Genomic DNA, 23,535 nt, shown 5'->3' with positions numbered 1-23,535 from the left:
GTCAGCTCGCGAACTCCCGCACCACACGCTCCCAGCGATCCGGATCGGTGTTCCACTCCCGACAATGCAGCGCGACCTGCCAGGGCTCCAACCGCACCAGGTCCGGTCGCGCGGTAGCCAGCGCCGCCGACGGGCCGTACGGCACGAAATCGTCGTCCTCGGAGTGGATGATCAGCGTCGGAGTCCGCAACTCCGTGGCCCGACGCACCCAGTTGGTTGCCGGAAGGTCCAGCGGCTCAGACAGACCCGCGAAGTGCCCGTGCGCGGTGGGACTGGCGACCGCGCGCTGCGCCAGCCGGTTCAGCGGCATGGGCACGCGGTTCAGCCGCGCGTGGAAGTCGATCGTCTCCTCCCAGTCCACGACGGGGGCATCCAGCACCACGCGGCTGATCCCCTCGGCGTACGCGGACAGATCCAGCAGTTGCAGGCACACCGCCCCACCCATGGACCAGCCCACCAGCATCACGTCGCCGGCACCCTGCGCGTAGGCGAAGGCGACCGCCGCCTCGACGTCCCGCCACTCGGTCAACCCCAGCCCGTAGCGTCCTGCCGGGTCGGCCGGCGCATCCTGGTCGTTGCGGTAGCTCGGGCTCAGACAGGTCCAGCCGACGTCGGTCAGCGGCGTCACGGCCCGCAGCGTCTCGGCGCGGGCGGCAGCCCGACCGTGCACCAGGACCGCCCACCGGTCGCCCCGGCTGTGCGGACCGCGCACGATCCACGCCGGGTATTCACCCAGCGGACCGTCGATCGACACGTCCTCGATCGGCAGGGGCAACGTCGTGGCCGGCGGACCCGCATAGAAGTACCCGGTGAATCTGCCCGGTCCCTCGTGCAATTCACCGAAATCGACCCCCAGCAGTTCACGTACGACGTGCCCGTCCGTGCGCTCGATCACCGCGCCGAGCCGTGCGTGCGAGTCCCGCCCGTCCCAGTACAGGCTGTACCTGCCCGGCGATTGTGTCGCAGGCGTCAGGCTCAAGGTCACGCTGGCCTCGTCGTACCCCAGGATGTCCACGTCGGGCAGCGGAGGCTTCGGCGAGAGGACCTGACGCGCGAAGTAGGACGCGATGCTGAGCCCGGCAGCGGTGCCCAGTACGCCGGTGCCCGCCACACTGGCGGCGACCGATCCGGCGATCACGCGGCGTCGACTCATACCCCTATTGTCCCCGACCCGAGCCCAGGATGTCCGCGAGGCTGAAATCGACCGGTTCATCGAGCTGTTCGTACGTACACGACTTCGGGTCGCGGTCCGGGCGCCAGCGGCGGAACCGGGCGGTATGCCGGAACCGGTTGCCCTGCATGTGCTCGTAGGCGACCTCCACCACGCGCTCCGGGCGCACCGGCACGAAGGACAGGTCCTTGCCCTGGCTCCAGCGACTCTGAGTGCCGGGAACCCGGTCGGGATTGGCGATGGCCCACTCCTTCCACTCGAGCCAGGGATGCTCCTGCACGTCGTGGGTCAGCGGCTCGAGTTCGTCGATGAGCTCGCCGCGCCGGGCAGCGGTGAAGGAGGCGGCGACGCCGACGTGCTGCAACCGATCACCGTCGTAGAGACCGAGAAGCAGCGAACCGAGCAGCGGCCTCTCGGCAGTCGAGGTCTTGTGCAGCCGGTAACCCGCCACGACACAGTCGGCAGTTCGTTCGTGCTTGATCTTGAACATGGTGCGTTTGTCCGGTTGATAGGTGCCGTCCAGCGGTTTGGCCACGACGCCGTCCAGACCCGCTCCTTCGAACTGCGTGAACCAATCCTGCGCAACCGCAAGCTCGTTCGATTTCGGAGTGAGGAAGACCGGATCGCGGGCGTCGGCAAGCGCTGACTCCAGCAGAGCCCGGCGCCGCTCGAACGGCTCCTGCATCAAGTCCTCGTCGCCCAAGGCCAGCAGGTCAAAGGCAATGAACGAGGCCGGCGTCTCCGCCGCCAGCTTCGCGATCCGGCTGGCCGCGGGATGGATCCGTTGTTGCAGCACTTCGAACTCGAGCCGGTCGCCGGCGATCACGACGATCTCACCGTCGACGACGCACCGCTGCGGCAGGTTCACCTTCAACGCCTCAACCAGTTCGGGGAAGTAGCGCGTCATCGGCTTCTCGTTGCGACTACCCAGCTCCACCTCGTCCCCGTCGCGGAACACGATCGTGCGGAAGCCGTCCCACTTCGGTTCGACGTGACCGATGTCGGGGATCTCCTTCACCGACTTGGCCAACATGGGTGAGACCGGCGGCATCACAGGCAGATCCATGGTTCAGTCCTCGATCCGGTTGCCGTCGGCGTCCCAGTGATCGACCCGTTTCTTGGAAGGCTGCACCCGCGGCGGCTCGCCGGGCATCTTCGGGTAGTCGGGTGGGAAGTTCAGTTCACCGCCGGGCAGCGTCTCCCACAACTCCAACAGCGGTTCCAATGAGAACGCCTCATCGTCCATCGAGGCCCAGGCGTTGCCGTGCTCGGCCACGAAGTCCGGCACGGTGGTCAGGTTGAACTCACGCGGATCGGTCATCGCCGCCAACTGCTCCCAGGTCATCGGCGTCGACACCGGCGCACCGGGACGAGCCCGCAGCGACCAGGCCGAGGCAATCGTCCGGTCGCGATTGTTCTGGTTGAAGTCGATGAAGATCCGCTCCCCGCGCTCCTCCTTCCACCAGGCAGTCGTGACGCCGGGGTCACGTTGCGCGAGGAGCCGGCCGAAACCGATCGCGGCGTGCCGGACCTCCTCGAAACCCCAGCGCGGCTGGATCCGGACATAGATGTGGATCCCGCGGTTGCCGCTGGTCTTGCAGTACCCGCGGATACCCAACTCCTCCAACACCGTCCGCGCGAGGGCCGCAACTCGCTGGGCATCGGTGAAGCCGGTGCCGGGTTGCGGATCCAGGTCCAGGCGCAACTCGTCGGGGTGATCGACGTCGGCGCGCCGTACGGGCCAGGGGTGGAAGGTGAGCGCACCCATCTGAGCCGCCCACACCAGCACGGCCGGTTCGGTCGGACACAATTCATCCGCGGTACGGCCACTGGGGAAGCGCACCTGCACGGTCTCCGCGTACGGCGGCGCGCCCTTGGGCAGCCGCTTCTGGTAGAAACCGTCGCCCTCACGGTCCTGCGGGCCGGTGGCCAGGCGCATGCCCTCCCGCCACCCGTCCGGCCAACGCTCCATCGCCGTCGGACGCTGCCCCACCGCGGTCATCAGTTCCGCACCGACCGACGAGAAGTACTCGCACACCTGCAGTTTCGTGATCTGTGGGGTCCGCGACGTGGCCGCGTAGACGACCCGGTCGGGAGAGGTGACTCGCACCTCGCGGTCGTCGACGGTGACGGTGGCAGCCGGTTTCGAGGCCATGGCCAGCAGCCTACGGGCAGCCACCAACTGTTTACCGAACGCTCACCGTCGCAAGACCCCATCGGGCGGATGTACTACCTAGCGTTACCCGGGGCCCGTCGAACGACCGCCCTCCTGCACCTGTTCCCCACCCCGGAAGGTCCCCCATGCCGCGCCGTCGCGCTCTCGCTCTCCTGTGCTCCATCCCGATCGCCGGCCTGCCGGCGCTGGCACTGGCTCCGCACGCCCAGGCCGCCTCCTCGACCGTGGTCATCTCGCAGGCGTTCGGTGGCGGCGGCAACTCCGGGGCGCCGTACGCCTCCGACTTCGTCGAGCTCTACAACCGCTCCGGAGCGGCCATCGACCTCACCGGTTGGAAACTGCAGTACTGGTCCGCGGCCGGCACCACAGCCTCGAGCACCCCGCTGACCGGCAGCATCGACGGCGGACATCACTACCTGATCAAGGAGGCCGACGGCTCCAATGCCGCCGCGGCTGCCCTGCCCACCCCGGACGCCACTGGCACCATCGCCATGTCCGCCACGGCCGGCCGGGTGGCCATCGTCGACGCCGGCGGGACAACGGTGGACCTGCTGGGTTACGGCAGCACCGCGTCCGTCTCCGAGACCGCCCCGGCCCCCGCGCCGAGCAACACGCTGGCCGACGTGCGCACCAGCGGTTGCACCGACACCGACGACAACTCCACCGACTTCGTGACCGCGACCCCGGCCCCGAACAACTCGACCGGCGCCGTCGGCCAGTGCGGCACGACCGGTGGCGGCGGAGGCACCACGCCGCCGCCCACCGGTCAGGACGCCACCATCGAGCAGGTCCAGGGCGCCGCGCACCGTTCGCCGCTGGAGGGCAAGGCCGTCAAGAACGTGGCCGGTGTGGTCACCGCCACCAGCAGCACCGGATACTGGATCCAGTCCACGACTCCGGACGACGACCCGGCCACCAGCGAAGGCCTGTTCGTCTTCACCAAGAGCGCCCCGAGCGCCAGGGTCGGCGACGCGGTGACCGCGGCGGGCACGGTGAGTGAGTACCGCCCCGGCGGCAGCAGCGGCACCGCGAACCTCACGACCACCGAACTGACCAACCCGACCACCGCCATCGTCAGCAGCGGCAACCCGCTGCCGGCTCCCGTGGTGATCGGCAAGGACCGGATCGCACCCCAGCAGACCGTCAAGGACGGCGATCCCGGAGACATCGAAACCGCCGGCACCTTCGACCCCACCAAGAGCGCCATCGACTTCGATGAGTCCCTCGAGGGCATGCGCGTGGAGTTGGACGACGCCGTTGCCGTCGGACCGACCAACCCCTCCTACGGTGAGACGCCCGTGATCCCCGGGCAGAACGTCACCGCCACCCGGTCCGCGCACGGCGGTGTGGTGTACGGCGGGTACGACCAGCCCAACGCCATGCGGCTGATCCTCGACGACAGCCTGCTGCCTTCGGTCTCGGTGCCCTCCGCCAACGTCGGTGATGTCTACGAGGGGCCAACGGTCGGCGTACTCGACTACAGCTTCGGCAACTTCCACCTGCTGGCCACCAGCACAGGCAGCTTGAAATCCGCTGGGCTGCAACGGGAGACGGCGTCGGCAGCCAGCAAGGGACAGGTCGCCGTCGCAACCTTCAACGTGGAGAACCTCGCCCCCAGTGACCCGCAGACCAAGTTCGACCGGCTCGCCGGTCAGATCGTCGGCAACCTGAAGGCGCCCGACATCGTCGCGCTCGAGGAAATCCAAGACAACAGCGGCGCCACCGACGACGGTACGGTCGACTCCACCGACACCATCACCAAGCTCATCGCGGCCATCAAGGCGGCTGGTGGCCCGGCGTACCAGGCCCGGTGGATCAACCCCACCAACGACACCGACGGCGGTCAGCCGGGCGGCAACATCCGGCAGGTCTTCATCTTCCGGACCGACCGCGGCGTCAGCTTCACTGACATCCCCGGTGGCGACGCGACGACGGCCACCAGTGTCGTGGGCTCGTGGTTCGGAACGAGGTTGTCCGCCTCTCCCGGACGCATCGACCCCACCAACGGCGCCTGGACCGCATCGCGTAAGCCGTTGGTCGGACAGTTCAGCTACAAGGGCCAGAAGCTCTTCGTCATCGCCAACCATTTCAACTCCAAGGGCGGCGACGACCCGTTGTTCGGCCGGTTCCAGCAGCCGCTGCGGTCCTCGGAGACCCAGCGGCACAACCAGGCGACCGCCGTCCGGGGCTTCGTCGACTCGCTGCTCAAGGCCGATCCGCTGGCCAAGGTGATCGTGCTGGGTGACCTCAACGACTTCGAGTTCAGCCAGACTGCGGACATCCTCGTCGGCAGCGGCCGCACGGCGCTGACCGACCTGCCGCGGACCCTGCCGCCGGCCGAGCGGTACACCTACGACTACGAGGGCAATTCCCAGGTGCTCGACCACATCCTGATCAGCAAGGGGCTGCAGATCCCGCTGCCGTTCTCCGGTCCGGCGTACCGCTACGACGTGGTGCACACCAACGCCGAATTCTCCGACCAGGACTCCGATCACGACCCGCAGGTGGTGCGCCTGCAGTTGTGGCCCTCCTGGTTGGGCTGAACCCGCTCCACCCGTAGGGAACGAACGCCCCGGTCACACTGTTGATCAAAGCGGACGTTCCCTACCAGTGAGAAGGAGTACGTCGTGAACGACCAGTTCCCGGCCACCACCAGCTACCGCGTGCACAAGTCGGACAAGGAATGGCGCGACCAGCTGTCCCCCGCCGAGTACGCCGTGTTGCGGCAGGCCGGCACCGAGCGCGCCTTCACCGGCGAATACACCGACACCGAGACCGAAGGCGTCTACTCGTGTCGCGCCTGCGGCGTCGAGTTGTTCCGCAGCACGCAGAAGTTCCACAGCCACTGCGGTTGGCCATCGTTCTACGAGCCCAGCGAGGCCGACAACGTCGAGCTGATCGAGGACCGGTCGCACGGCATGGTCCGCACCGAAGTGCGCTGCAAGAACTGCGGCTCGCACCTGGGTCACGTGTTCGAGGGCGAGGGCTACCCCACCCCGACCGACCAGCGGTACTGCATCAACTCGATCAGTCTGCGCCTGACCCCGCAGGAGGCCTGAGCACCTCGATTTTTGGATCGGATTTCACCTCGAGGCGCCGATTCCGGGTGAAATCCGATCCAAGAGTCCGGCAGTAGCTATCCCTACCGCAGGCGAGCCGCGAACTCCGCGACGCTCGTCTGCGGTCCGGTGTAGAAGGGCAGTTCTTCGCGCACGTGCAACCGGGCCCTGGTGTTGCGCAACTCGCGCATCAGGTCGACGATCCGGTGCAGTTCGTCGGCCTCGAACGCCAGAAGCCACTCGTAGTCGCCGAGCGCGAAGGACGACACCGTGTTGGCGCGCACATCCGCGTAATCCCTTGCTGCCAGGCCGTGTTCGCGCAGCATCTCCCGACGCTCGTCCTCCGGCAGCACGTACCACTCGTAGGAGCGCACGAACGGGTAAACGCACAAGTACTTGTGCGCCGGCTCCCCCGCCAGGAAGGCCGGCACGTGCGAGCGGTTGAACTCCGCCGGGCGGTGCAGACCCACGTTGCTCCACACCGGGTCCAGGGTCCGGCCCAGCGGGGTCGCCAGGAATCCGCGGTACGCGGCCTGCAGCGACTCGACGTCGTCCGCGTGCCACCAGATCATCAGGTCGGCGTCCGCGCGCAGCCCGCCCACGTCGTACAGACCGCGCACGACCACGTCCTCGGTCGCGATCTTGTCGAAGAACGCGGTCGTATCGGAGACCAGGTTCGAGCGCTCGGCAGGCAACTCACGGGTCGCCTTGAAGACCGAGTACATGCAGTACCGGATGGAGGCGTTGATGGCTTCGACGTCGGGGGTCTGGTCGGACATATCTCTATTCTTCGCTTTCTTGCGTGGTTCCGGCTAACCGGGTGAGAAGTTGGTCGCTCGCGCGGTGCGCGGAAGCGATACAGGCGGGGATGCCGACGCCGTCGTAGGCGGCGCCCGCAACCGCCAGGCCCGCCGGCAGGCCGGCGCGGATGGCGGCGACCCGGTCCAGGTGCCCCACGGCGTACTGCGGCAATCCCCCACCCCAGCGCTGCACACGAGTGTCGACCGGCGCGGGTAAGGCCCGCCCGAGGGCCCCTGCCAGGTCGGCCAGTCCGGCGGCAGCCAGCTCCTCATCGGGACGCTGGAGGGTGTGCACCTCACCGGCACGACCGAAGGAGACCCGCACCACGTCGTACGCCGGCAGGGCCGTCCGCAGCCACGGCCACTTGGCGCTGGAGAAGGTGGACGCCTTGATGTCCCGGCCTTCCACCGGGGGCACCAGGAAGCCGGAGGTGTCATCGGGGATCGCGCCGCGTTCGAAGGCGTAGCTGACCAGCACCATCGATGCGTAGTCGATCGCGGCCAGAGCCTGCGCCGAGTCGGGGGCGATGTCGCGCAGCAGCCTGGCCGTCGGTGCGGCAGGCGCGGCGAGCACCACAGCTTCGGCCCGCAGCGTTCGCGGCTCCCGGGCCGACCCGACCGTGAGTTCGAATCCGTTTGTGATATAGGCGATTTCGCGCACCATGGCGCCGGTCTCGATGGTGACACCCTTGGCTGCCAGATGCTGCGCCAGCGCGATCGGCAGTCCGCCGATGCCGCCGGCGAGACTCGCGAAGACCGGCGCGTCCGAGCGAGGTGCATGCGCAGCGCGGGCCGCCAGCGCCGTCAGCGTGCCACCGGCAGCGACCGCGTCGTACGCCGCGGGCAGACAGGCCTGGGCCGACAACTTCCGCGCGTCCCCGGCATACACCCCGCCGAGCAGCGGCTCGATCAACCGGTCGACGACTGCTGGGCCCAGAGCTTGCTCGACGAGGGATCCCAGACTGAGGTCACCCTCGACATGCACCGGCTGCTCGTGGGCGGCGCGGGACACTTCGTCCGCGTCGAGCACCCCGGCCAGCGTCGATGCGTCGGCCGGAATGCCCATCAACGTGCCCTGCGGCATGGTGCGCAAAGCGCCACGGCTCCACAGACTCGCGCCAACCGCTGCCGGTGATTCGCGGGTCAGCCCCAGTTGATCGATGAGACCGACCGCTTCGGGGCGCCGGGCCAGTACGGCCTCCGCGCCCAGGTCGATCTGCTGTCCCGCGAGCTCACCCACGTGCAGTTTGCCGCCGACGCGCGAAGATCCCTCCAGTACCACGATGTCCGCGCCGGGCTCCTGCTGCAGGAGCCGCTCAGCAGCGGCCAGACCGGCGATCCCGGCTCCGACGACCACGATGTCCGCCATGCCTCTACCGTCTCACCGCCGTCCGTCACGGCGCATGTCAGGGTCGCCTACCCGGACTTCACGGGTCGAGTGTCCTTGTTCTGTGCCCCGGCGACTACCCCCCGCCGCCTGCCCGGGTCGAGTGTCCCTGTGTTGCGCCCCGTACGACGACCCCCCGCCGCCTGCCCGGGTCGAGTGTCCCTGTGTTGCGCCCCGTACGACGACCCCCGCCGCGTGCCCGGGTCGAGTGTCCCTGTGTTGCGGACGGACAACGCCCCCTACGCGGACGGCGCCTGCGCGGACAGGGCGTGTACTTCCTCAACGACACGGGTCAACACGTCGGGATCTGTGTTCGGAAGCACCCCGTGGCCGAGGTTGAAGATGTGTCCCGGCGCAGCCTTACCGCGCGCCAGGATGTCCGCGATCACCGGTTGCAACGCTTCCCAGGGGGCGAAGAGCAGCGCCGGGTCCAGGTTGCCCTGCACCGCGTACGCACCGTCCAGTCGGTCGACAGCGACATCCAGCGGAACCCGGAAATCCACGCCCACCACGTCGGCGCCCGCCTGGCCCATCGCCGCCAGCAGCTCCCCCGTCCCGACCCCGAAGTGGATCCGCGGCACATCGAGGTCCGCGACGGCGGCCAGCGCGGCGGCGCTGTGCGGCTGGACGTACCGCAGGTAGTCCGGCAACGACAGCGCCCCGACCCACGAGTCGAACAGCTGAACGGCCGATGCGCCCGCCGAGGCCTGCACCCGCAGGAATGTCCCGGAGATGTCAGCGAGCTTGGCGCACAATGCATTCCAGACTTCCGGCGCACCGGCCATCAGCGCTTTGGTGTGCTCGTGGTTCTTGGACGGACCGCCCTCGATCAGATAGCTGGCCAGCGTGAAGGGTGCTCCCGCGAAGCCGATCAGCGGCACCCCGCCGAGCGCTGCGGTGATCTGCCGCACCGAGGTCGCGATGTCCTCGACCGCCCCGGCATCCAGTAACGGCATCGCCTCGACGTCTGCAGCGGTGCGGATGGGGTTCGCCACGACCGGACCGACACCGGGGACGATCTGCACGTCCACGCCCGCCGCCTGGAGCGGCACCACGATGTCGCTGAAGAAGATGGCCGCGTCCACCCCGTGCCGGCGCACCGGCTGCAGCGTGATCTCCGTGACCAGGTCCGGGGTGCGGCAGGCCTGCAGCATTGAGGTCCCTTCGCGAATCGCCCGGTATTCCGGCAGCGAGCGTCCCGCCTGGCGCATGAACCACACCGGGGTCCGCCGGACGGGCAGCCCGCGCGCGGCCCGCACCAGATCGCTGTCCCGGGGATCTCCGGCGGTCGGTAGTTCGAGGGTCACCGAGCGATCGTCGCACGGCGCGCCGTTGCCGCGTCCCGTGGGCCGAGCGACCTACGCTGATCACGTGCCCAGCAGAGACATCAGTTCGACTCCCGAGTCGACGTTCGACCAGGTCGTTCGCGACCTTGCGGGAGTGACCGCCCGTCCCGAGGTGGTGCTCACCGAAGTCCCCGCGCCGAGCCGGGTCGCGCCGTACGCCATGGCGCTGACCGCGGACGTGCTGGCCTCCGGCAACGACGATGATGACCGCGAACTCGCCTCCGGCCGGTTCGTGGTCCTGCACGACCCGGCTGCCCCCGAACCATGGCAGGGCGCTTGGCGCGTGGTCACTTTCGCGCGCGCGAACCTCGAACCCGAGCTGGGTGAGGACCCGCTGCTCAACGACGTCGGGTGGAGTTGGCTGCTGGAAGCCCTCGAGGGGCACGACGCGCCGTTCCATGCCCCCTCCGGGACCGTCACCCACGTGGTCTCCAGCGGGTACGGCGGCCTGAGCGACAGCGGGACCAGCACCGAGATCGAGGTGCGCGCCTCGTGGTCCCCGACCGGGCTCGAACTGCCGGCCCACCTGCATGCCTGGGTCGGCCTGCTGTGCACCCTCGCCGGACTGCCACCCCTCCCGGAGGGCGTCGTCGCGCTACCCCGGCCGCGCCGCTGATGGAATCGGCGGATTCCGAGAACTACCCCGTCCTGGAAGCGCCGCGCGACGGCCTCCCGCCGGTCACCGCCACCGAACGTGACCTGTTGGTCGCGGCCGATGCGATCGCCGCCGGATCCGGCCCGATCGCGATCGACGCCGAACGCGCCTCCGGCTACCGCTACGGCAACCGCGCCTACCTGGTGCAGTTGCGCCGCAACGGAGCCGGGACGTTCCTCTTCGACCCCGCCGCCATCCCTGATCTATCGCCGGTCCAGGACGCCATCGGCGGCGCCGAGTGGATCCTGCACGCCGCGACCCAGGACCTGGTGTGCCTGGCTGAGGTCGGGCTGCGGCCGGCCAGCCTGTTCGACACCGAGGTCGGTGCCCGCCTGGCGGGATTGCCGCGGGTCGGGCTGGCCGCGGTCATCGAGCATTACCTGGGGGTGAGCCTGGCCAAGGAACACTCAGCGGTCGACTGGTCCACCCGCCCGTTGCCCGAGCCGTGGCTGCGCTATGCCGCGCTCGATGTCGAGTTGCTGGTCGACGTGCGTGATGCGATGTACGCCGACCTGCAGTCCCAGGGCAAGCTCGACTGGGCGCTGCAGGACTTCGCGGCACTGACCCGCTTCGCCGGGCCGCCGGTCCGGGAGGAACCGTGGCGACGTACCTCGGGACTGCACACCGTGCGTGACCGGCGGGTGACGGGCCGGGTCCGCGAACTGTGGCAGACCCGCGATCGCATCGCGCAGGATCGCGACACCTCGCCGGGCCGGGTGCTCCCCGACGCCGTGCTGATCGAGATGGCCAAACAGGACCCGAAGAACGCTGCCGATCTGGCGGCGATCCGCACCGAGGCCACCTCCCGGCGGGGCAAGGCCCGGCCCGCACACACCGGGGTGCCGCGCTACCAGCGCGACTGGCTGGACGCCGTACGCCGAGCTGACGCCCTCCCCGCCGCGGACCTGCCCGGCCCGCCGCCGCGCACCGACGCGCCCCCGCCGGCTCGGTCCTGGAGCGATCGCGACCCGGCGGCCGCGGCCCGCCTCGCCTCGGCCCGGGAGCAACTGGCGGTGATCAGCGACGAACGCAACGTGCCTGTCGAGAACATCCTGCAGCCGGACACGCTGCGCCGGATCCTGTGGCAGCTGCCTGATCCGTTGGACGACAACACGATTCGTGGTTTCCTGACCCAACGGGGGGCTCGCCCATGGCAGGTAGAGCTCACTCTCCCGGTGATCAAGCAGGCCGCGACCGCCCAGCCTGCGGAGGATACTGTTACTGACGAGTAACAAGCGAGTTAGAGTAGAGACGTTCCCGTCGTCTCACCGTTGGAGGCACCGTGCCCCGCACGCTCTCGGAAGTCGTCTTCGTCGATGGGGTTCGCACCCCGTTCGGCAAGGCCGGGGAGAAGGGCATCTACGCCCAGACCCGCGCCGACGACCTCGTCATCAAGTGCATTCGTGACCTGTTGCGCCGCAACCCGCAGTTGCCGGCCGAGAAGGTCGAAGAGGTCGCGATCGCCGCGACCACCCAGATCGGCGACCAGGGCCTGACCCTCGGCCGCACCGCTGCCCTGCTGTCCGGGCTGCCTAAGTCCACCCCCGGCTACTCGGTCGACCGGATGTGCGCCGGTGCGATGACTGCCGTCACCAACACCGCCTCCTCGATCGCCTTCGGCGCCTACGACGTCGCGATCGCCGGCGGGGTCGAGCACATGGGCCGCCACCCGATGGGCGAAGGCGTCGACCCCAACCCGCGGATCGTCGCCGAGAAACTGGTCGACCCCTCCGCCCTGGTCATGGGCTCGACTGCCGAGAACTTGCACGACCGCTTCCCGGCCATCACCAAGGAGCGCTGCGACGCGTTCGCCGTCGGTAGTCAGGAGAAGCTGGCCAAGGCCTACGCCAACGGCAAGATCCAGACGGACCTGGTGCCGGTCGCGACCCAGCACCAGGAGAAGGGCTGGGGTCTGGCGGTGCAGGACGAGCCCCCTCGTCCGGGTACGACGATGGAGGACCTGGCACACCTGAAGACCCCGTTCCGGCCGCACGGGCACGTCACCGCGGGTAACGCCGCCGGCCTGAACGACGGTGCGACCGCGTGCATCCTGGCCTCCGAAGAAGCTGCGACGCAGCTCGGCCTTCCGGTCGGGATGCGCCTGGTGGGCTACGCCTTCGTCGGCGTTGAGCCCGAGGTCATGGGTGTCGGCCCGGTTCCGGCGACCGAGAAGGCGCTGGAGAAGACCGGCCTGAGCATCGACGACATCGGCCTGTTCGAGCTGAACGAAGCATTCGCCGTGCAGGTGCTGGCCTTCCTGGACCACTTCGGGATCGACCAGGACGACGAGCGCGTCAACCCCTGGGGTGGCGCCATCGCCACCGGGCACCCGCTGGCGTCCTCCGGTGTGCGGCTGATGACCCAGTTGTCCCGCGAGTTCGCCGAGCACCCGGAGGTCCGCTACGGGCTGACCGCGATGTGCATCGGCCTGGGCATGGGCGGCAGCGTCATCTGGGAGAACCCGCACCACAAGGACTACGTCAGCAGCGTCGCCGCTGCAGGAGAGGTTGCTTGACATGACCGCTACCACCACGCTGCCCACCGTTGACGAGGTCGTGACCCACCCGCACGTGCAGGACATCACCCTGCCCGGCGGCGAGGGCACCTTCGTGCTGATCACGCTGGACAACGGCTTCGACCACACCAAGCCGAATTCCTTCGGCGCCCAGGGCCTTTCGGAGCTGTCGGCCGCCCTGGACACCATCGCCGAGCGGGCCGCCGCCACGGAGATCGTCGGCGTCGGAGTCACCGGCAAGCCGTTCATCTTCGCCGTCGGTGCCGACCTGACCGCCGTCCCGGCCATCTCCGCCAAGGAGCAGGCGCTGGAGATCGCCCGGATGGGTCATGAAACCTTCAGCAAGCTCGCCGACCTGCCGGTGCCGACCTTCGGCTTCATCAACGGCGCGTCCATGGGCGGTGGCGTCGAGCTGCCGCTCTACGCCGACTACCGCACCATCTCCTCCGGCGTGCCGGCCTACGCGACCCCGGAGTGCTTCCTGGGGCTGGTGCCCGGCTGGGGCGGGACCTACCTGCTGCCCCGGCTGATCGGCGTACAGAACGCGTTGACACTCATCGTGTCCAACCCGCTATCGAACAACCGGATGCTGAACGGTCCGGCCGCCTTCAAACTGGGCGTCGCGGACAGGATCTTCGAGCCGGTCACCTTCCTGGAGGACTCGCTGAAGTTCGCCGCCGACATCATCGCCGGCCGCGAGCAGGTGCAGCGCCCCGAGGTCGACCTGTCCGAGGCCACCTGGGAGGGCACCCTCGCCGAGGCGCGCAAGCAGGTCGACGCCCGGGTGGGCGGCGCCGCTCCGGCGCCTTACCGCGCGCTGGATTTGATCGGTTCGGCCCGTACGGCGAGCCGGCAGGAAGCGTTCGAGGCCGAGAACCAGGCGCTGGGCGACCTGATCATGTCCGACGAACTGCGCGCCGGCCTGTACGCCTTCGATCTGGTGCAAAAGCGCGCCAAGCGGCCCGCGGGTGCGCCCGACAAGTCGCTGGCCCGCAAGGTCACCAAGATCGGCATCGTCGGCGCCGGCCTGATGGCCAGCCAGATGGCGTTGCTCTTCGCCCGGCGCCTGGGTGTGCCGGTGGTGCTGACCGACCTGGACCAGGAGCGGGTCGACAAGGGCGTGGCCTACGTACACGCCGAGGTCGACAAGCTCGCCGATAAGGGTCGGGTGAACCCGGACAAGGCCAACTTCCTCAAAGGCATCGTGACCGGTTCGACGTCCAAAGCCGCGTTCGCGGATGCGGACTTCGTGATCGAGGCGGTCTTCGAGGAGATGTCGGTGAAGAAGACCGTCTTCGCCCAGTGCGAGGAGGTCATCTCCCCCGAGTGCATCCTGGCGACCAACACCTCCTCGCTGGATATCACGCAGATGGCGGCCGACCTGAAGCACCCCGAGCGGGTCGTCGGCTTCCACTTCTTCAACCCGGTGGCCGTGATGCCGCTGGTGGAGATCATCAAAAGCGAGCACACCGACGACGCCACGCTGGCCACGGCGTTCGCAACCGGCAAGGGCCTGGGCAAAACCTGCATCCTGGTCAAGAACTCCCCCTCGTTCGTCGTGAACCGGCTGCTGGGCCGGTTCATGGGCGAAGTCGGCAAGATCGTCGACGAGGGCACGCCGATCGAGGTCGCGGACGCGGCTTTCGCCGGGATCGCTCCGATGCCGCCGTTCGTACTGATCGGCCTGGTCGGTCCGGCGATCGCGTTGCACAACAACGAGACGCTGCACGCGGCGTTCCCGGAGCGGTTCTACAGCTCCCCGAACCTGGCCAAGGTGGTCGAGGCGAAGAAGACCGGGTTCTACGGCCCGGACGGAAAGCTCGACCCGTCGGTCCTGGACCTGTTCGAGGCGCCGGACAACCCGGTGGTGCTGACCAGCGAGCAGGTCCGGGAGCAGACCCTGGACGCGCTCGCCGAAGAGGTCCGCCTGATGCTGGACGAGGGCGTGGTCGCGGCGCCGCAGGACATCGACCTGGCGATGATCACCGGTGCCGGCTTCCCGTTCTGGAACGGCGGCGTCACACCGCTGCTCGACCGTCTCGGCGTGTCCGAAAAGGTCACCGGCCAGCGCTTCCTGCCACCGGGAGTTGCGTGCCTTCCGAACGGTTCGTGACATTAGTCATAGCACCTGGGGCATATGACCAACTCGGATGAGGCCGGTCGTCCGACACACGGGTCTCGGGCGACCGGTCTTATCTCATATATGAGTTACATTGGTCCGCATGACCGACACCCTGACGACTACTGCGTCCGAGACGACAGCGCAGACGCTGTCGCGTATCGGAGGTCTGGTGCGCGATGCGCGGATGCACAAGAAGCTGACCCAGGCCGAGCTGGCCGAGGCGTTGCAGACCTCTCAGAGCGCGATTGCCCGCATCGAGCAGGGCAAGCAGAACGTCAGCCTGGAGATGTTGACCCGGATCAGCGAGGCGCTGGACACCGACGTCGTCGGGCTGCCCGATCCGAACCGCCCGATCAACCTGCGGATCAACGGTGGCCGCCAGCTGTCGGGCACGATCGACGTGCGCTCCAGCAAGAACGCCGGTGTCGCGTGTCTGTGCGCCGCGTTGCTGAACAAGGGCAAGACGACCCTACGCAGCCTGGCCCGCATCGAAGAGGTCAATCGCATCACCGAGGTGCTGAACTCCATCGGGGTCAAGACGCGCTGGCTGCCGGATTCCTCCGATCTGGAGATCACTCCCCCGGCCCGGCTGGACTTGGACGCGATGGACGAAGCCGCGGCTCGGCGTACCCGCACCATCTTGATGTTCCTCGGTCCGTTGCTGCACGAGTTCGACGAGTTCAAGCTGCCCATGCAGGGCGGCTGCGACCTCGGGGAGCGCACCGTGGAGCCGCACCTGCACGCGCTGCGCTCGTTCGGCCTGAACGTGCACGCCACGTCGGGCTACTACAACGCGGAGGTGGACCGCTCGGTGCACCCGACCCGGCCGATCATCCTGATCGAGCGCGGTGACACGGTCACCGAGAACGCGCTGTTCGCTGCTGCCCGCTACCCGGGCACCACGATCATCCGCAACGCCAGCCCGAACTACATGGTGCAGGACCTGTGCTACTTCCTGCGGGAGCTCGGCGTACAGGTCGACGGCATCGGCAGCACCACGCTGACCGTGCGCGGCGTCGAAGAGATCGACGTGGACATCGAGTACAGCCCTTCGGAGGACCCGATCGAGGCGATGTCGCTGCTGACCGCGGCCATTGTCACCGATTCTCAGATCACGATCCGGCGGGTGCCGATCGAATTCATGGAGATCGAGCTGACGATCCTGGCCGACATGGGCCTGAAGTACGAAACGACCGACGAGTACACCTCGGCCAACGGTGCGACGCGCCTGGTGGACCTGACCACGGTGCCGTCGACGCTGACCGCCCCGAAGGACAAGATCCACCCGATGCCGTTCCCGGGCGTCAACATCGACAACCTGCCGTTCTTCGCGGTGATCGCGGCGATGGCCAACGGTGAGACGTTGATCCACGACTGGGTCTACGAGAACCGCGCCATCTACCTGACCGAGTTGGGCACGCTGGGTGCGAACGTACGGCTGATGGACCCGCACAAGATCCTGATCAACGGCCCGACGCCGAAATGGCGCCCCGCCGAGATCATGTGCCCGCCGGCGCTGCGCCCGGGTGTGGTGATCCTGCTGGCGATGCTGGCCGCGCCCGGCGAGTCGGTGCTGCGCAACATCTACGTGATCAACCGCGGCTACGAGGAGCTGTTCTCGCGCCTGAACGAGATCGGCGCGGACATCCAGGCGTTCAGGGATTAGTCGCCGTCTTCACCTCCGCTAAAAAGAGGACGAACTTTCGTCCTTTCGTACGACGTGACGCATGTCACTTCTAGGCCACGCTGGTCGTATGGCAACCCTTCTGCGGTCGGCTGAACTGACCGGGACGCTACAACTGCTGGACCTGTCCGAGCCGGCCGCGGCCCGGCTGCTGGAGATCGACCTACCGCGCCTTCGCCGCATCCTGTGTGGCGACGAGCGCCTCCCCGATGACCTGCACGAGGTCGTCGAAGCCATCAGCCGGTTCACCGATGCGGTGGTGGCCGGGATGGCTGGACAGCAGCAGGTGACCGTCTACGCCGACGACCGCGCGTTCATCCGGGCATTGCCCCGCTACGCGGGGTACACCGCGGCCTGGCATCGCACGGCCGCCGCGCGCGCCGCCGTGCGCAACCCGGACCTGCACATCGTCTACGCCTAAAGCGCAGCGCGCGTGGTGCGGCGCCGGCCGCAGCCGGCACCTGCGCGCGGTCATCGCGAGTAATCCAGTCACCTCGTCGGGCGCCGGACCAGGTCCTTCGTGCGTATCCGGGCACGACATAATCCCTGCGTGACCGGCTTCCTGGACTGGCCCGCCCCGATCCCGATGGCGCACCGAGGCTTCTCCCCCGAGCGCTGGGAGAACTCCCGGGCCGCCTTCGCCAACGCCGTCGACCTCGGCTACCGGTACGTCGAGACCGACGTACACGCGACCGCCGACGGCGTGTTGGTGGCCTTCCATGACGACACCCTGGACCGGGTGAGCGACGGGTCAGGTGCGATCAACGCCTTGCCGTGGAGCGCCGTACGGCAAGCCCGGATCGGCGGCACCGAGCCCATCCCGACCCTTGCTGAGTTGTTCGAGACCTGGCCGGACCTGCGGGTGAACATCGACTGCAAGGCGGGTACGGCGATCGAGCCCCTGGCGGCGGCCATCGAGCGACACCGGGCGCACGACCGCGTCTGCGTCGCCGCCTTCTCCGACCGACGGCGCCGCGCGGTGCTTTCCCGGTTGTCGCGACGGGTGGTGACCTCGGCCGGGCAGGCGGTGATTGCCGGATCCAAGCTGTTGCGCTGGACACCGTTGCGGCACAGACCGTTCGGCGGCGTGGACATCCTGCAGATCCCCGAGTGGCACGGGCGCCTACGCATTCTGACCCCGGCGCTTCTGACCCGCGCCCACGCTGCCGGCGTCAAGGTGCACGTGTGGACCGTCAACGACGAGGCCACCATGCACCGCCTGCTGGACGAGGGTGTCGACGGCATCCTGACCGACCGCGCCGACCTGCTGAAGCAGGTGCTGACCGAGCGCGGCGAGTGGGTCAGCTGAGCCGGGCCGCGGCGTGCGCTCGGTCGATGGCGATGTCGAGCCACTGCCCGGGTCGGTGCGCCCACTCGGCGCTCTCCGGACCCGGATCGGCCAGAGCGCGTTCCCAGCTGAAGATCCGCGACACGGGGGCGATCAGCAACGCGTCGTTCACCAGGGAGCGCAACGTCGCGTCATCGGCGTACCCACGCCACGGCAGGAGGTACGCCGCCAGCAGCTCGTCGTGCGAAGGACCCACCGGCCAGGTCAGGTCTTCGTCGAACTGATCCAACCCGACCTGTGCGGAGGCGAAGGGATGTCCGACGTGGCTGTCACCCCAGTCGAAGAACCTCGCTGAGTCGACTGCTTGCGCGGTGTCAGCGCCGAGGAACACGTTCCATTGGTGGAGGTCGTCGTGCTGGATCGACATCGGCACCGGTCCCGCCGCGAGACGCGACGCAGCCGCTCGCACCACCTCCCGTGCGAGCAAATCATCCGTACGCGAGTCGAACTCGTCGGCGACGTCGGAGGGTAGATAGCGCGGGGTCGGCAGCTCCAGATCAGACTGCGCGACGAAGACCTGCAACTCGGCGTACCTGGTGAGCACCGATGCCCACCGCACCCCGAGGTTCTCCTCGGCCACCACCTCACCCAGGACGCTTCCGTAGTCCGGGCTGATGAAGTCGCCCGCGTCGTTCGCAGCCCAGTGCGGCGCGACCCGATCAGCGTGGTCCACGGCGAGGGCGGCGATCAGATCTGCTTCGAACCGGTTCGAAGCGACATTGGCTTTGTACCATCCGATGCCGTCGGAGCGGCCGGAGTAGGAGAACCGCAGATTGGCCGACCACGGCTGCACCCGAACCGTCTCCAGGGGCGCGTTGCGACGTAGACCTCGGGCGGCAAGGGTGGCGTCGACGAAGTCACGGGCCTGGGCGAGCCAGGGTTCGGAGCGCCACAACGCGCTCCCGGTGAGCATGATCAGGTGAGGTCGGCGATCAGCTTCGTGGCGATGACGTCAGCGGTGAGGCCGATGGAATCGAGTACCTGGCCGCGGGACGCGTGCTCCAGGAACTCCTGCGGCACCCCGAACGTGCGCAGCGGCGTCGCCACGGACGCCTCGCGCAGCGCGAAACCCAACGCCTGACCGACCCCGTTGGTCACCAGACCGTCCTCGATGACCACGACCTGACCGGCCGGGCGGGCCTCCTCGACCAGCGCGGGCGAAATCGGCAGCACCCACCGCGGGTCGACGACACGCGACGAAATCCCCTGTGCGGCAAGCTTTTCTGCGATCCCCAGCGCGGTCGCACACATCGCTCCCACACCGACCAGCAGCACGTCGGGCACGTCAGGGGTGTCCCGCAGGATGTCGATTCCGCCGCGTTGCGCCACCGCGGTCAACGGTTCGGCGACGTCGCCCTTGGGGAAGCGCACCACGGTGGGTGCATCGGCGACGTCCAGCGCCTCCCGCAGTTGCAGGACCACTTGCTGACCGTCGCGCGGTGCCGCCAGCCGCAGGCCCGGCACGATTGAGGCGATCGCCATGTCCCACATGCCGTTGTGCGAGGGACCGTCCGAGCCGGTGATGCCCGCGCGGTCCAGCACCAGAGTGATGCCCTGTTTGTGCAGCCCCGCCTCCATCAGCAACTGATCGAACGCGCGGTTGAGGAAGGTCGAGTAGATGGCCACGACCGGGTGCATGCCGCCGAAGGACAGGCCGGCGGCCATCGTGACGGCATGCTGTTCGGCGATCCCGACGTCCAGGACCCGCTCGGGGTAGGCCGCGGCGAACTTGTCCAGCCCCACCGGGATCAACATGGCCGCGGTGATGGCCACGACATCGGGCCGCTCCTGACCGATGCGGACCATCTCATCGGCGAATTCGTCGGTCCAGATCCGGCCCGACACCTCGAACGGCAGCCCGGTCTCGGGATTGATCTTGCCGATGCCGTGCATATGGTCGGCCAGGTCCTCCAGCGCCGGCTGATAGCCGCGGCCCTTCTGGGTGATGACGTGCACCAGGACCGGGCCGCCGAAATCGCGGGCCCGGGACAGCGCCTGCTCGACGGCGGTGACGTCGTGCCCGTCCACCGGCCCGACGTACTTCAGTCCCAGGTCCTCGAACATTCCCTGCGGAGCGACGATGTCCTTCAGGCCCTTCTTCACCCCGTGCAACGTCTCGAACATCGCCTGACCGACGACCGGTGTGTGCTGCAGGGTGTCCTTGCCCCAATCCAGCATCCGCTCGTAGGTGCGCGTGGTCCGCAGCGCCGCCAGGTGATCGGCCAGGCCGCCGATCGTCGGAGCGTAGGACCGCTCGTTGTCGTTGACCACGATCACCAACGGCAGATCCTTGTCGACGGCGATGTTGTTCAACGCTTCCCAGGCCATCCCACCGGTCAGGGCGCCGTCGCCGATGACAGCGACCGTGTGGCGGTCACGCTGCCCGGACAGCAGCCGCGCCTTGGCGATGCCTTCAGCCCAGGAAAGGGAGGTCGAGGCGTGCGAACTCTCGACCACATCGTGCTCGGATTCGGCTCGGCTGGGGTAACCGGACAACCCGCCCTGCTTCTTCAGCTTGGAGAAGTCGTGCCGCCCGGTGAGCAGCTTGTGCACGTAGGACTGGTGGCCGGTGTCCAGCACGATGGCGTCACGCGGACTGTCGAAGACCCGGTGCAACGCGATCGTGAGTTCGACGACCCCCAGGTTGGGTCCCAGATGACCCCCGGTGCGCGATACCGAATCCACGAGGAACGCCCGGATCTCCGCAGCGAGATCCTCCAGTCGCTCCGCCGGGATTGCCTTGACGTCGGCCGGGCCGTCGATGCCCTCCAGAAGTCCCACGGTCAGCGCACACCTTTCGTCGTGAGTCTCCTGAGTCTACGACGTGAGCCGGCCGGGACCCTCCTGCCGATCGACGTACGACGAGCGCGGCGAACTCGTCAGGAGTGCGCCCCGGCCGGGAGCGTGCTCAGCGCCGGGGGCGCAACCAGGTGGGGTGGATGACGTAGACCGTTCCTCCGCTGGCGTTCAACCAGAGGCTCTCGAACTGGTCTCGGCGGTAGGTGGTGCGCACGGCGTCGTCGGACTTGATCAGGTGACTGGCCGGGTCGTTCATCACGACGTCGCCGGCGTCGGTGAAGCCGGCCAGGACCATCAGGTGGCCATCGGTGCTGTAACCCGCACCATCGAGCTGACCCGGCTCGAAGGCAATGGAGGTCGCCAGCGGGATGCCTGCCTTGATGAACGGCTCGGCCTCGCGCAGGTTGCGCAACCGGGTGACGTACCCCTCCAGGCCCCAGCGGCCGGCGTACGCCGTGTTGAACGGCCAGTTGCCGCATCCTTCGTACGCCGCGTCGTAGACGTTGCGGGCCGCGAACGGCACCTGGGGGTCGACCTTCGGCTCTACCCAGGCCAGGTCCTTGGCGGAGGGACCTTTATGCCAGTAGGCCACGATCATCGAGGTCGAGGTGGGCGAGCACCATGCTTCTCCCCCGTTGTCCCACTGCGGGTACTGACCCTCGTGCAACTCCTGGGAGTAGGTCGGGACCGGCAGGGCGATCCCCCGACGCAGACCGAAGGTGCTGGTGGCCGGTACGTCGCTGGGCAGGTTGGAGGCAACAGCACCGAAGAAGCGCACCGACGGGGTGAGTCGGGTGCCGGCTTTGCGCATCAACAGGATTCGCAGCTGCACCTTGCCGAACGTGTGGTCGCCGTAGAGGTGCAGGGTGTCGGTCCAGACGGTGGCGATGTCGGTGCCCTGCCCGTCGACGGAGGTCCGGCTGATCGCACCGCCATCGGCCAGATCGTTGCTGCACCACCGCCCCAGTACGAACCAGTCCGACATCGTGCCGGTCTCATCGACACCGCGCACCTGCGACTCGATCCACGTGCCGTTCGGGGTGTCGGCATTCCAGGAGCTGATGAGTTCGGTGAGCCCGAAGCCCTGACCGAGCCAGGGCGATGTCCAGGAACCGTAGTCATAGGTGACGGTCGGACTGCCCGCCGCCAGATCGGCGTACTGCCGCCTCTTGGTGGGGTGTAGCAGGCGCAGCCCGGCGGCGGACGGCAGCACACCGTCCCGGCTGCCGCGCAGGAAGTCGAACGGCGCGCGGAAGTGATGGTTGGCGATCTTCTGGTCAGTCGCGGCTACCGATCGGGTTGTCGCGGACGCGGCGCCGGCCGGGCCGGCCAGAAGCAGACCGCCGGCGGCAAGCACGCCACCCCCGACCAGCTGACGGCGGGTGAGACGGGGAAGAGTAGCGGGCGCGGCGCTGCGATCGGACTGACGGGACGATGAGACGGACACGAGATGGACCTCCGGTCAGGAAATTGTTTCCAGTTCCCCATTGGACACCGAAAGTTCTTACGCTGGGGACTTCCGGAGCTCAAAAAACCCTGAATGTGTCGCTACTCGCTGAAGGAGCCCGCGTGACCGAGTTGATGCGGATCAACGGAACGAACCTGTTCGTGGACGACCGTGGGCCCAAGGATGCTCCCCCGCTGGTGTTCGTGCACGGCGGACCGGGCAATTCCTGCTGGGACTTCATGACCAGCGTCGGCGACCTGCTCGCCGCCCGTGGGCTGCGCGTGATCGGGGTTGACCAGCGAGGCGTGCTGCGCTCCGATCCGCTGCCCGACCAGCCGGAACTCTCGACCGCCGTCCTGATCGAGGATTTCGAAGCTATCCGCAGAACCCTCGGCATCGACCGGTGGTCGGCACTGGGGCATTCAGCCGGCGGCGCGTATCTGCTCGACTACGCCGTCGAGCACCCGGAAGTCTTCGAGGTAGCGGTCTTCGACGCGCCGTCGTGGGACTGTGACGCGACGGACCGTTACAGGTTGCCCGTGGCCGCCGATCTGCTGGAAAACGCCGGCAAGACGCAGGCCGCCGCCGTGTGCCGCGCCGCAGCGGCAGCACCGCACCGGCTGCAGTTCGATTCGCAGGTGCTGGCTGCCATGCAACAGCTCGGCCCCGACTACCTGCGGTTGTTCACGTACGACGAGAACGGGCTGACGACGTACCTAGTCCTTGCCCAGCAAGCTCCCACCGACCTGGACTGGACCCGTGGGGCCAGTCATCTGCCGTTGATCTCCGACATGTACCAGGACCGGACGCCTCGTCTCGCCGAACTCGACTGTCGCTCAGCCCTGTTCGTCGGCGCCCGCGACCTCGTGTGTCCTCCCGCGATGATCGAGACCTACCGTGCCGCTACAGGCGGCGATGTCGTCGTCTTCGAGCGGTCGGGACACTTCGCCTATGTCGAGCAGCCGCAGGAGTACGCCGACCGCCTCGCCGACGAGGTCCTCTCCGCCCGGACCGCGACGAACTGAG

At 68.2% G+C, this 23,535-nt stretch carries 19 protein-coding genes; 10 read left to right on the top strand and 9 right to left on the bottom strand.

Features of this window, described 5'->3' with window-relative positions; all coding sequences use genetic code 11:
- Position 1: 1 nt before the first annotated feature.
- Genes ACFQBT_RS07185 through ACFQBT_RS07175 form a run of 3 tightly spaced genes read right to left on the bottom strand, consistent with a single transcriptional unit; the run spans position 2 to position 3,326 of the window.
- Positions 2–1,153 carry an alpha/beta hydrolase family protein gene (locus ACFQBT_RS07185; RefSeq protein WP_377821536.1) on the bottom strand — a complete coding sequence of 384 codons (1,152 nt, stop codon included), beginning with the start codon at positions 1,151–1,153 and terminating at the stop codon, positions 2–4.
- A gap of 4 nt (positions 1,154–1,157) precedes the next feature.
- Positions 1,158–2,237, bottom strand: a complete 1,080-nt coding sequence (locus ACFQBT_RS07180; RefSeq protein ID WP_377821534.1) for an ATP-dependent DNA ligase — start codon at positions 2,235–2,237, stop codon at positions 1,158–1,160.
- 3 nt (positions 2,238–2,240) lie between these two features.
- On the bottom strand, positions 2,241–3,326 hold the full coding sequence (locus ACFQBT_RS07175; protein WP_377821532.1) for a DNA polymerase domain-containing protein: 1,086 nt from the start codon (positions 3,324–3,326) through the stop codon (positions 2,241–2,243).
- Between the two features lie 146 nt (positions 3,327–3,472).
- Between ACFQBT_RS07175 and ACFQBT_RS07170 the strand changes: the two genes are divergently transcribed.
- Both ACFQBT_RS07170 and msrB read left to right on the top strand, forming a co-directional pair.
- On the top strand, positions 3,473–5,890 hold the full coding sequence (locus ACFQBT_RS07170; protein ID WP_377821530.1) for a lamin tail domain-containing protein: 2,418 nt from the start codon (positions 3,473–3,475) through the stop codon (positions 5,888–5,890).
- Between the two features lie 84 nt (positions 5,891–5,974).
- Positions 5,975–6,406: a peptide-methionine (R)-S-oxide reductase MsrB gene (gene msrB / locus ACFQBT_RS07165; RefSeq protein WP_377821528.1), complete on the top strand. Its 432-nt coding sequence runs from the start codon at positions 5,975–5,977 to the stop codon at positions 6,404–6,406.
- Between the two features lie 83 nt (positions 6,407–6,489).
- Here msrB and hemQ read toward each other — a convergent pair whose 3' ends face one another.
- The 3 genes from hemQ to hemE all read right to left on the bottom strand — a co-directional run bounded on the left by hemQ (position 6,490) and on the right by hemE (position 9,900).
- On the bottom strand, positions 6,490–7,185 hold the full coding sequence (hemQ, locus tag ACFQBT_RS07160; protein WP_377821526.1) for a hydrogen peroxide-dependent heme synthase: 696 nt from the start codon (positions 7,183–7,185) through the stop codon (positions 6,490–6,492).
- Positions 7,186–7,189: 4 nt separating this feature from the next.
- Positions 7,190–8,575, bottom strand: a complete 1,386-nt coding sequence (gene hemG / locus ACFQBT_RS07155; RefSeq protein ID WP_377821524.1) for a protoporphyrinogen oxidase — start codon at positions 8,573–8,575, stop codon at positions 7,190–7,192.
- Between the two features lie 257 nt (positions 8,576–8,832).
- Positions 8,833–9,900, bottom strand: a complete 1,068-nt coding sequence (hemE, locus tag ACFQBT_RS07150) for a uroporphyrinogen decarboxylase (RefSeq protein WP_377821522.1) — start codon at positions 9,898–9,900, stop codon at positions 8,833–8,835.
- Between the two features lie 64 nt (positions 9,901–9,964).
- Between hemE and ACFQBT_RS07145 the strand changes: the two genes are divergently transcribed.
- The 7 genes from ACFQBT_RS07145 (at position 9,965) to ACFQBT_RS07115 (ending at position 18,224) form a co-directional block, all read left to right on the top strand.
- Positions 9,965–10,555 carry a DUF3000 domain-containing protein gene (locus ACFQBT_RS07145; protein ID WP_377821520.1) on the top strand — a complete coding sequence of 197 codons (591 nt, stop codon included), beginning with the start codon at positions 9,965–9,967 and terminating at the stop codon, positions 10,553–10,555.
- Complete coding sequence (locus ACFQBT_RS07140) at positions 10,555–11,826, top strand: HRDC domain-containing protein (RefSeq protein ID WP_377821518.1); 1,272 nt, start codon at positions 10,555–10,557, stop codon at positions 11,824–11,826. Before ACFQBT_RS07145 ends, ACFQBT_RS07140 begins: the two co-directional genes overlap by 1 nt.
- Before the next feature lie 50 nt (positions 11,827–11,876).
- A complete protein-coding gene (locus ACFQBT_RS07135; protein ID WP_377821516.1) occupies positions 11,877–13,109 on the top strand; it encodes a thiolase family protein in 1,233 nt (410 codons plus the stop codon).
- A 1-nt stretch (position 13,110) separates the two neighbouring features.
- The gene (locus ACFQBT_RS07130; protein ID WP_377821514.1) at positions 13,111–15,222 is read left to right on the top strand and encodes a 3-hydroxyacyl-CoA dehydrogenase NAD-binding domain-containing protein; all 2,112 of its coding nucleotides are present in this window, start codon (positions 13,111–13,113) and stop codon (positions 15,220–15,222) included.
- Positions 15,223–15,331: 109 nt separating this feature from the next.
- Complete coding sequence (locus ACFQBT_RS07125; RefSeq protein WP_377821512.1) at positions 15,332–16,897, top strand: helix-turn-helix domain-containing protein; 1,566 nt, start codon at positions 15,332–15,334, stop codon at positions 16,895–16,897.
- An 88-nt stretch (positions 16,898–16,985) separates the two neighbouring features.
- A complete protein-coding gene (locus tag ACFQBT_RS07120; RefSeq protein WP_377821510.1) occupies positions 16,986–17,336 on the top strand; it encodes a hypothetical protein in 351 nt (116 codons plus the stop codon).
- 129 nt (positions 17,337–17,465) lie between these two features.
- A complete protein-coding gene (locus ACFQBT_RS07115) occupies positions 17,466–18,224 on the top strand; it encodes a glycerophosphodiester phosphodiesterase (protein ID WP_377821508.1) in 759 nt (252 codons plus the stop codon).
- Here the strand turns inward: ACFQBT_RS07115 and ACFQBT_RS07110 are convergent.
- The 3 genes from ACFQBT_RS07110 to ACFQBT_RS07100 all read right to left on the bottom strand — a co-directional run bounded on the left by ACFQBT_RS07110 (position 18,217) and on the right by ACFQBT_RS07100 (position 22,509).
- Positions 18,217–19,176, bottom strand: coding sequence for an aminoglycoside phosphotransferase family protein (locus ACFQBT_RS07110; protein ID WP_377821506.1), 960 nt, complete (start codon positions 19,174–19,176; stop codon positions 18,217–18,219). The two genes, ACFQBT_RS07115 and ACFQBT_RS07110, sit on opposite strands and share 8 nt — an antisense overlap.
- A gap of 2 nt (positions 19,177–19,178) precedes the next feature.
- The gene (gene dxs, locus ACFQBT_RS07105; RefSeq protein WP_377821504.1) at positions 19,179–21,044 is read right to left on the bottom strand and encodes a 1-deoxy-D-xylulose-5-phosphate synthase; all 1,866 of its coding nucleotides are present in this window, start codon (positions 21,042–21,044) and stop codon (positions 19,179–19,181) included.
- A 127-nt stretch (positions 21,045–21,171) separates the two neighbouring features.
- Complete coding sequence (locus ACFQBT_RS07100; protein WP_377821502.1) at positions 21,172–22,509, bottom strand: C39 family peptidase; 1,338 nt, start codon at positions 22,507–22,509, stop codon at positions 21,172–21,174.
- Positions 22,510–22,631: 122 nt separating this feature from the next.
- On the opposite strand from ACFQBT_RS07100, the gene ACFQBT_RS07095 reads away from it, so the two are divergent.
- Complete coding sequence (locus ACFQBT_RS07095; RefSeq protein WP_377821500.1) at positions 22,632–23,534, top strand: alpha/beta fold hydrolase; 903 nt, start codon at positions 22,632–22,634, stop codon at positions 23,532–23,534.
- The last annotated feature ends 1 nt before the right edge of the window (position 23,535 follow it).

Origin of the sequence: Branchiibius cervicis (assembly GCF_042661605.1) — a bacterium.
Lineage (GTDB): Bacteria > Actinomycetota > Actinomycetes > Actinomycetales > Dermatophilaceae > Branchiibius > Branchiibius cervicis.
Note: the sequence above shows the minus strand (reverse complement) of the source record. Positions and strands in the feature narration are given on the sequence as shown.

Coding starts and splice junctions, on each gene's coding strand:
- ACFQBT_RS07140 (WP_377821518.1), top strand. CDS start 10,555: ATGGAATCGGCGGATTCCGAGAACTACCCCGTCCTGGAAGCGCCGCGC.
- hemG (WP_377821524.1), bottom strand. CDS start 8,575: ATGGCGGACATCGTGGTCGTCGGAGCCGGGATCGCCGGTCTGGCCGCT.
- ACFQBT_RS07110 (WP_377821506.1), bottom strand. CDS start 19,176: ATGCTCACCGGGAGCGCGTTGTGGCGCTCCGAACCCTGGCTCGCCCAG.
- ACFQBT_RS07120 (WP_377821510.1), top strand. CDS start 16,986: ATGGCAACCCTTCTGCGGTCGGCTGAACTGACCGGGACGCTACAACTG.
- ACFQBT_RS07185 (WP_377821536.1), bottom strand. CDS start 1,153: ATGAGTCGACGCCGCGTGATCGCCGGATCGGTCGCCGCCAGTGTGGCG.
- ACFQBT_RS07170 (WP_377821530.1), top strand. CDS start 3,473: ATGCCGCGCCGTCGCGCTCTCGCTCTCCTGTGCTCCATCCCGATCGCC.
- ACFQBT_RS07125 (WP_377821512.1), top strand. CDS start 15,332: ATGACCGACACCCTGACGACTACTGCGTCCGAGACGACAGCGCAGACG.
- ACFQBT_RS07180 (WP_377821534.1), bottom strand. CDS start 2,237: ATGGATCTGCCTGTGATGCCGCCGGTCTCACCCATGTTGGCCAAGTCG.
- ACFQBT_RS07175 (WP_377821532.1), bottom strand. CDS start 3,326: ATGGCCTCGAAACCGGCTGCCACCGTCACCGTCGACGACCGCGAGGTG.
- ACFQBT_RS07130 (WP_377821514.1), top strand. CDS start 13,111: ATGACCGCTACCACCACGCTGCCCACCGTTGACGAGGTCGTGACCCAC.
- hemQ (WP_377821526.1), bottom strand. CDS start 7,185: ATGTCCGACCAGACCCCCGACGTCGAAGCCATCAACGCCTCCATCCGG.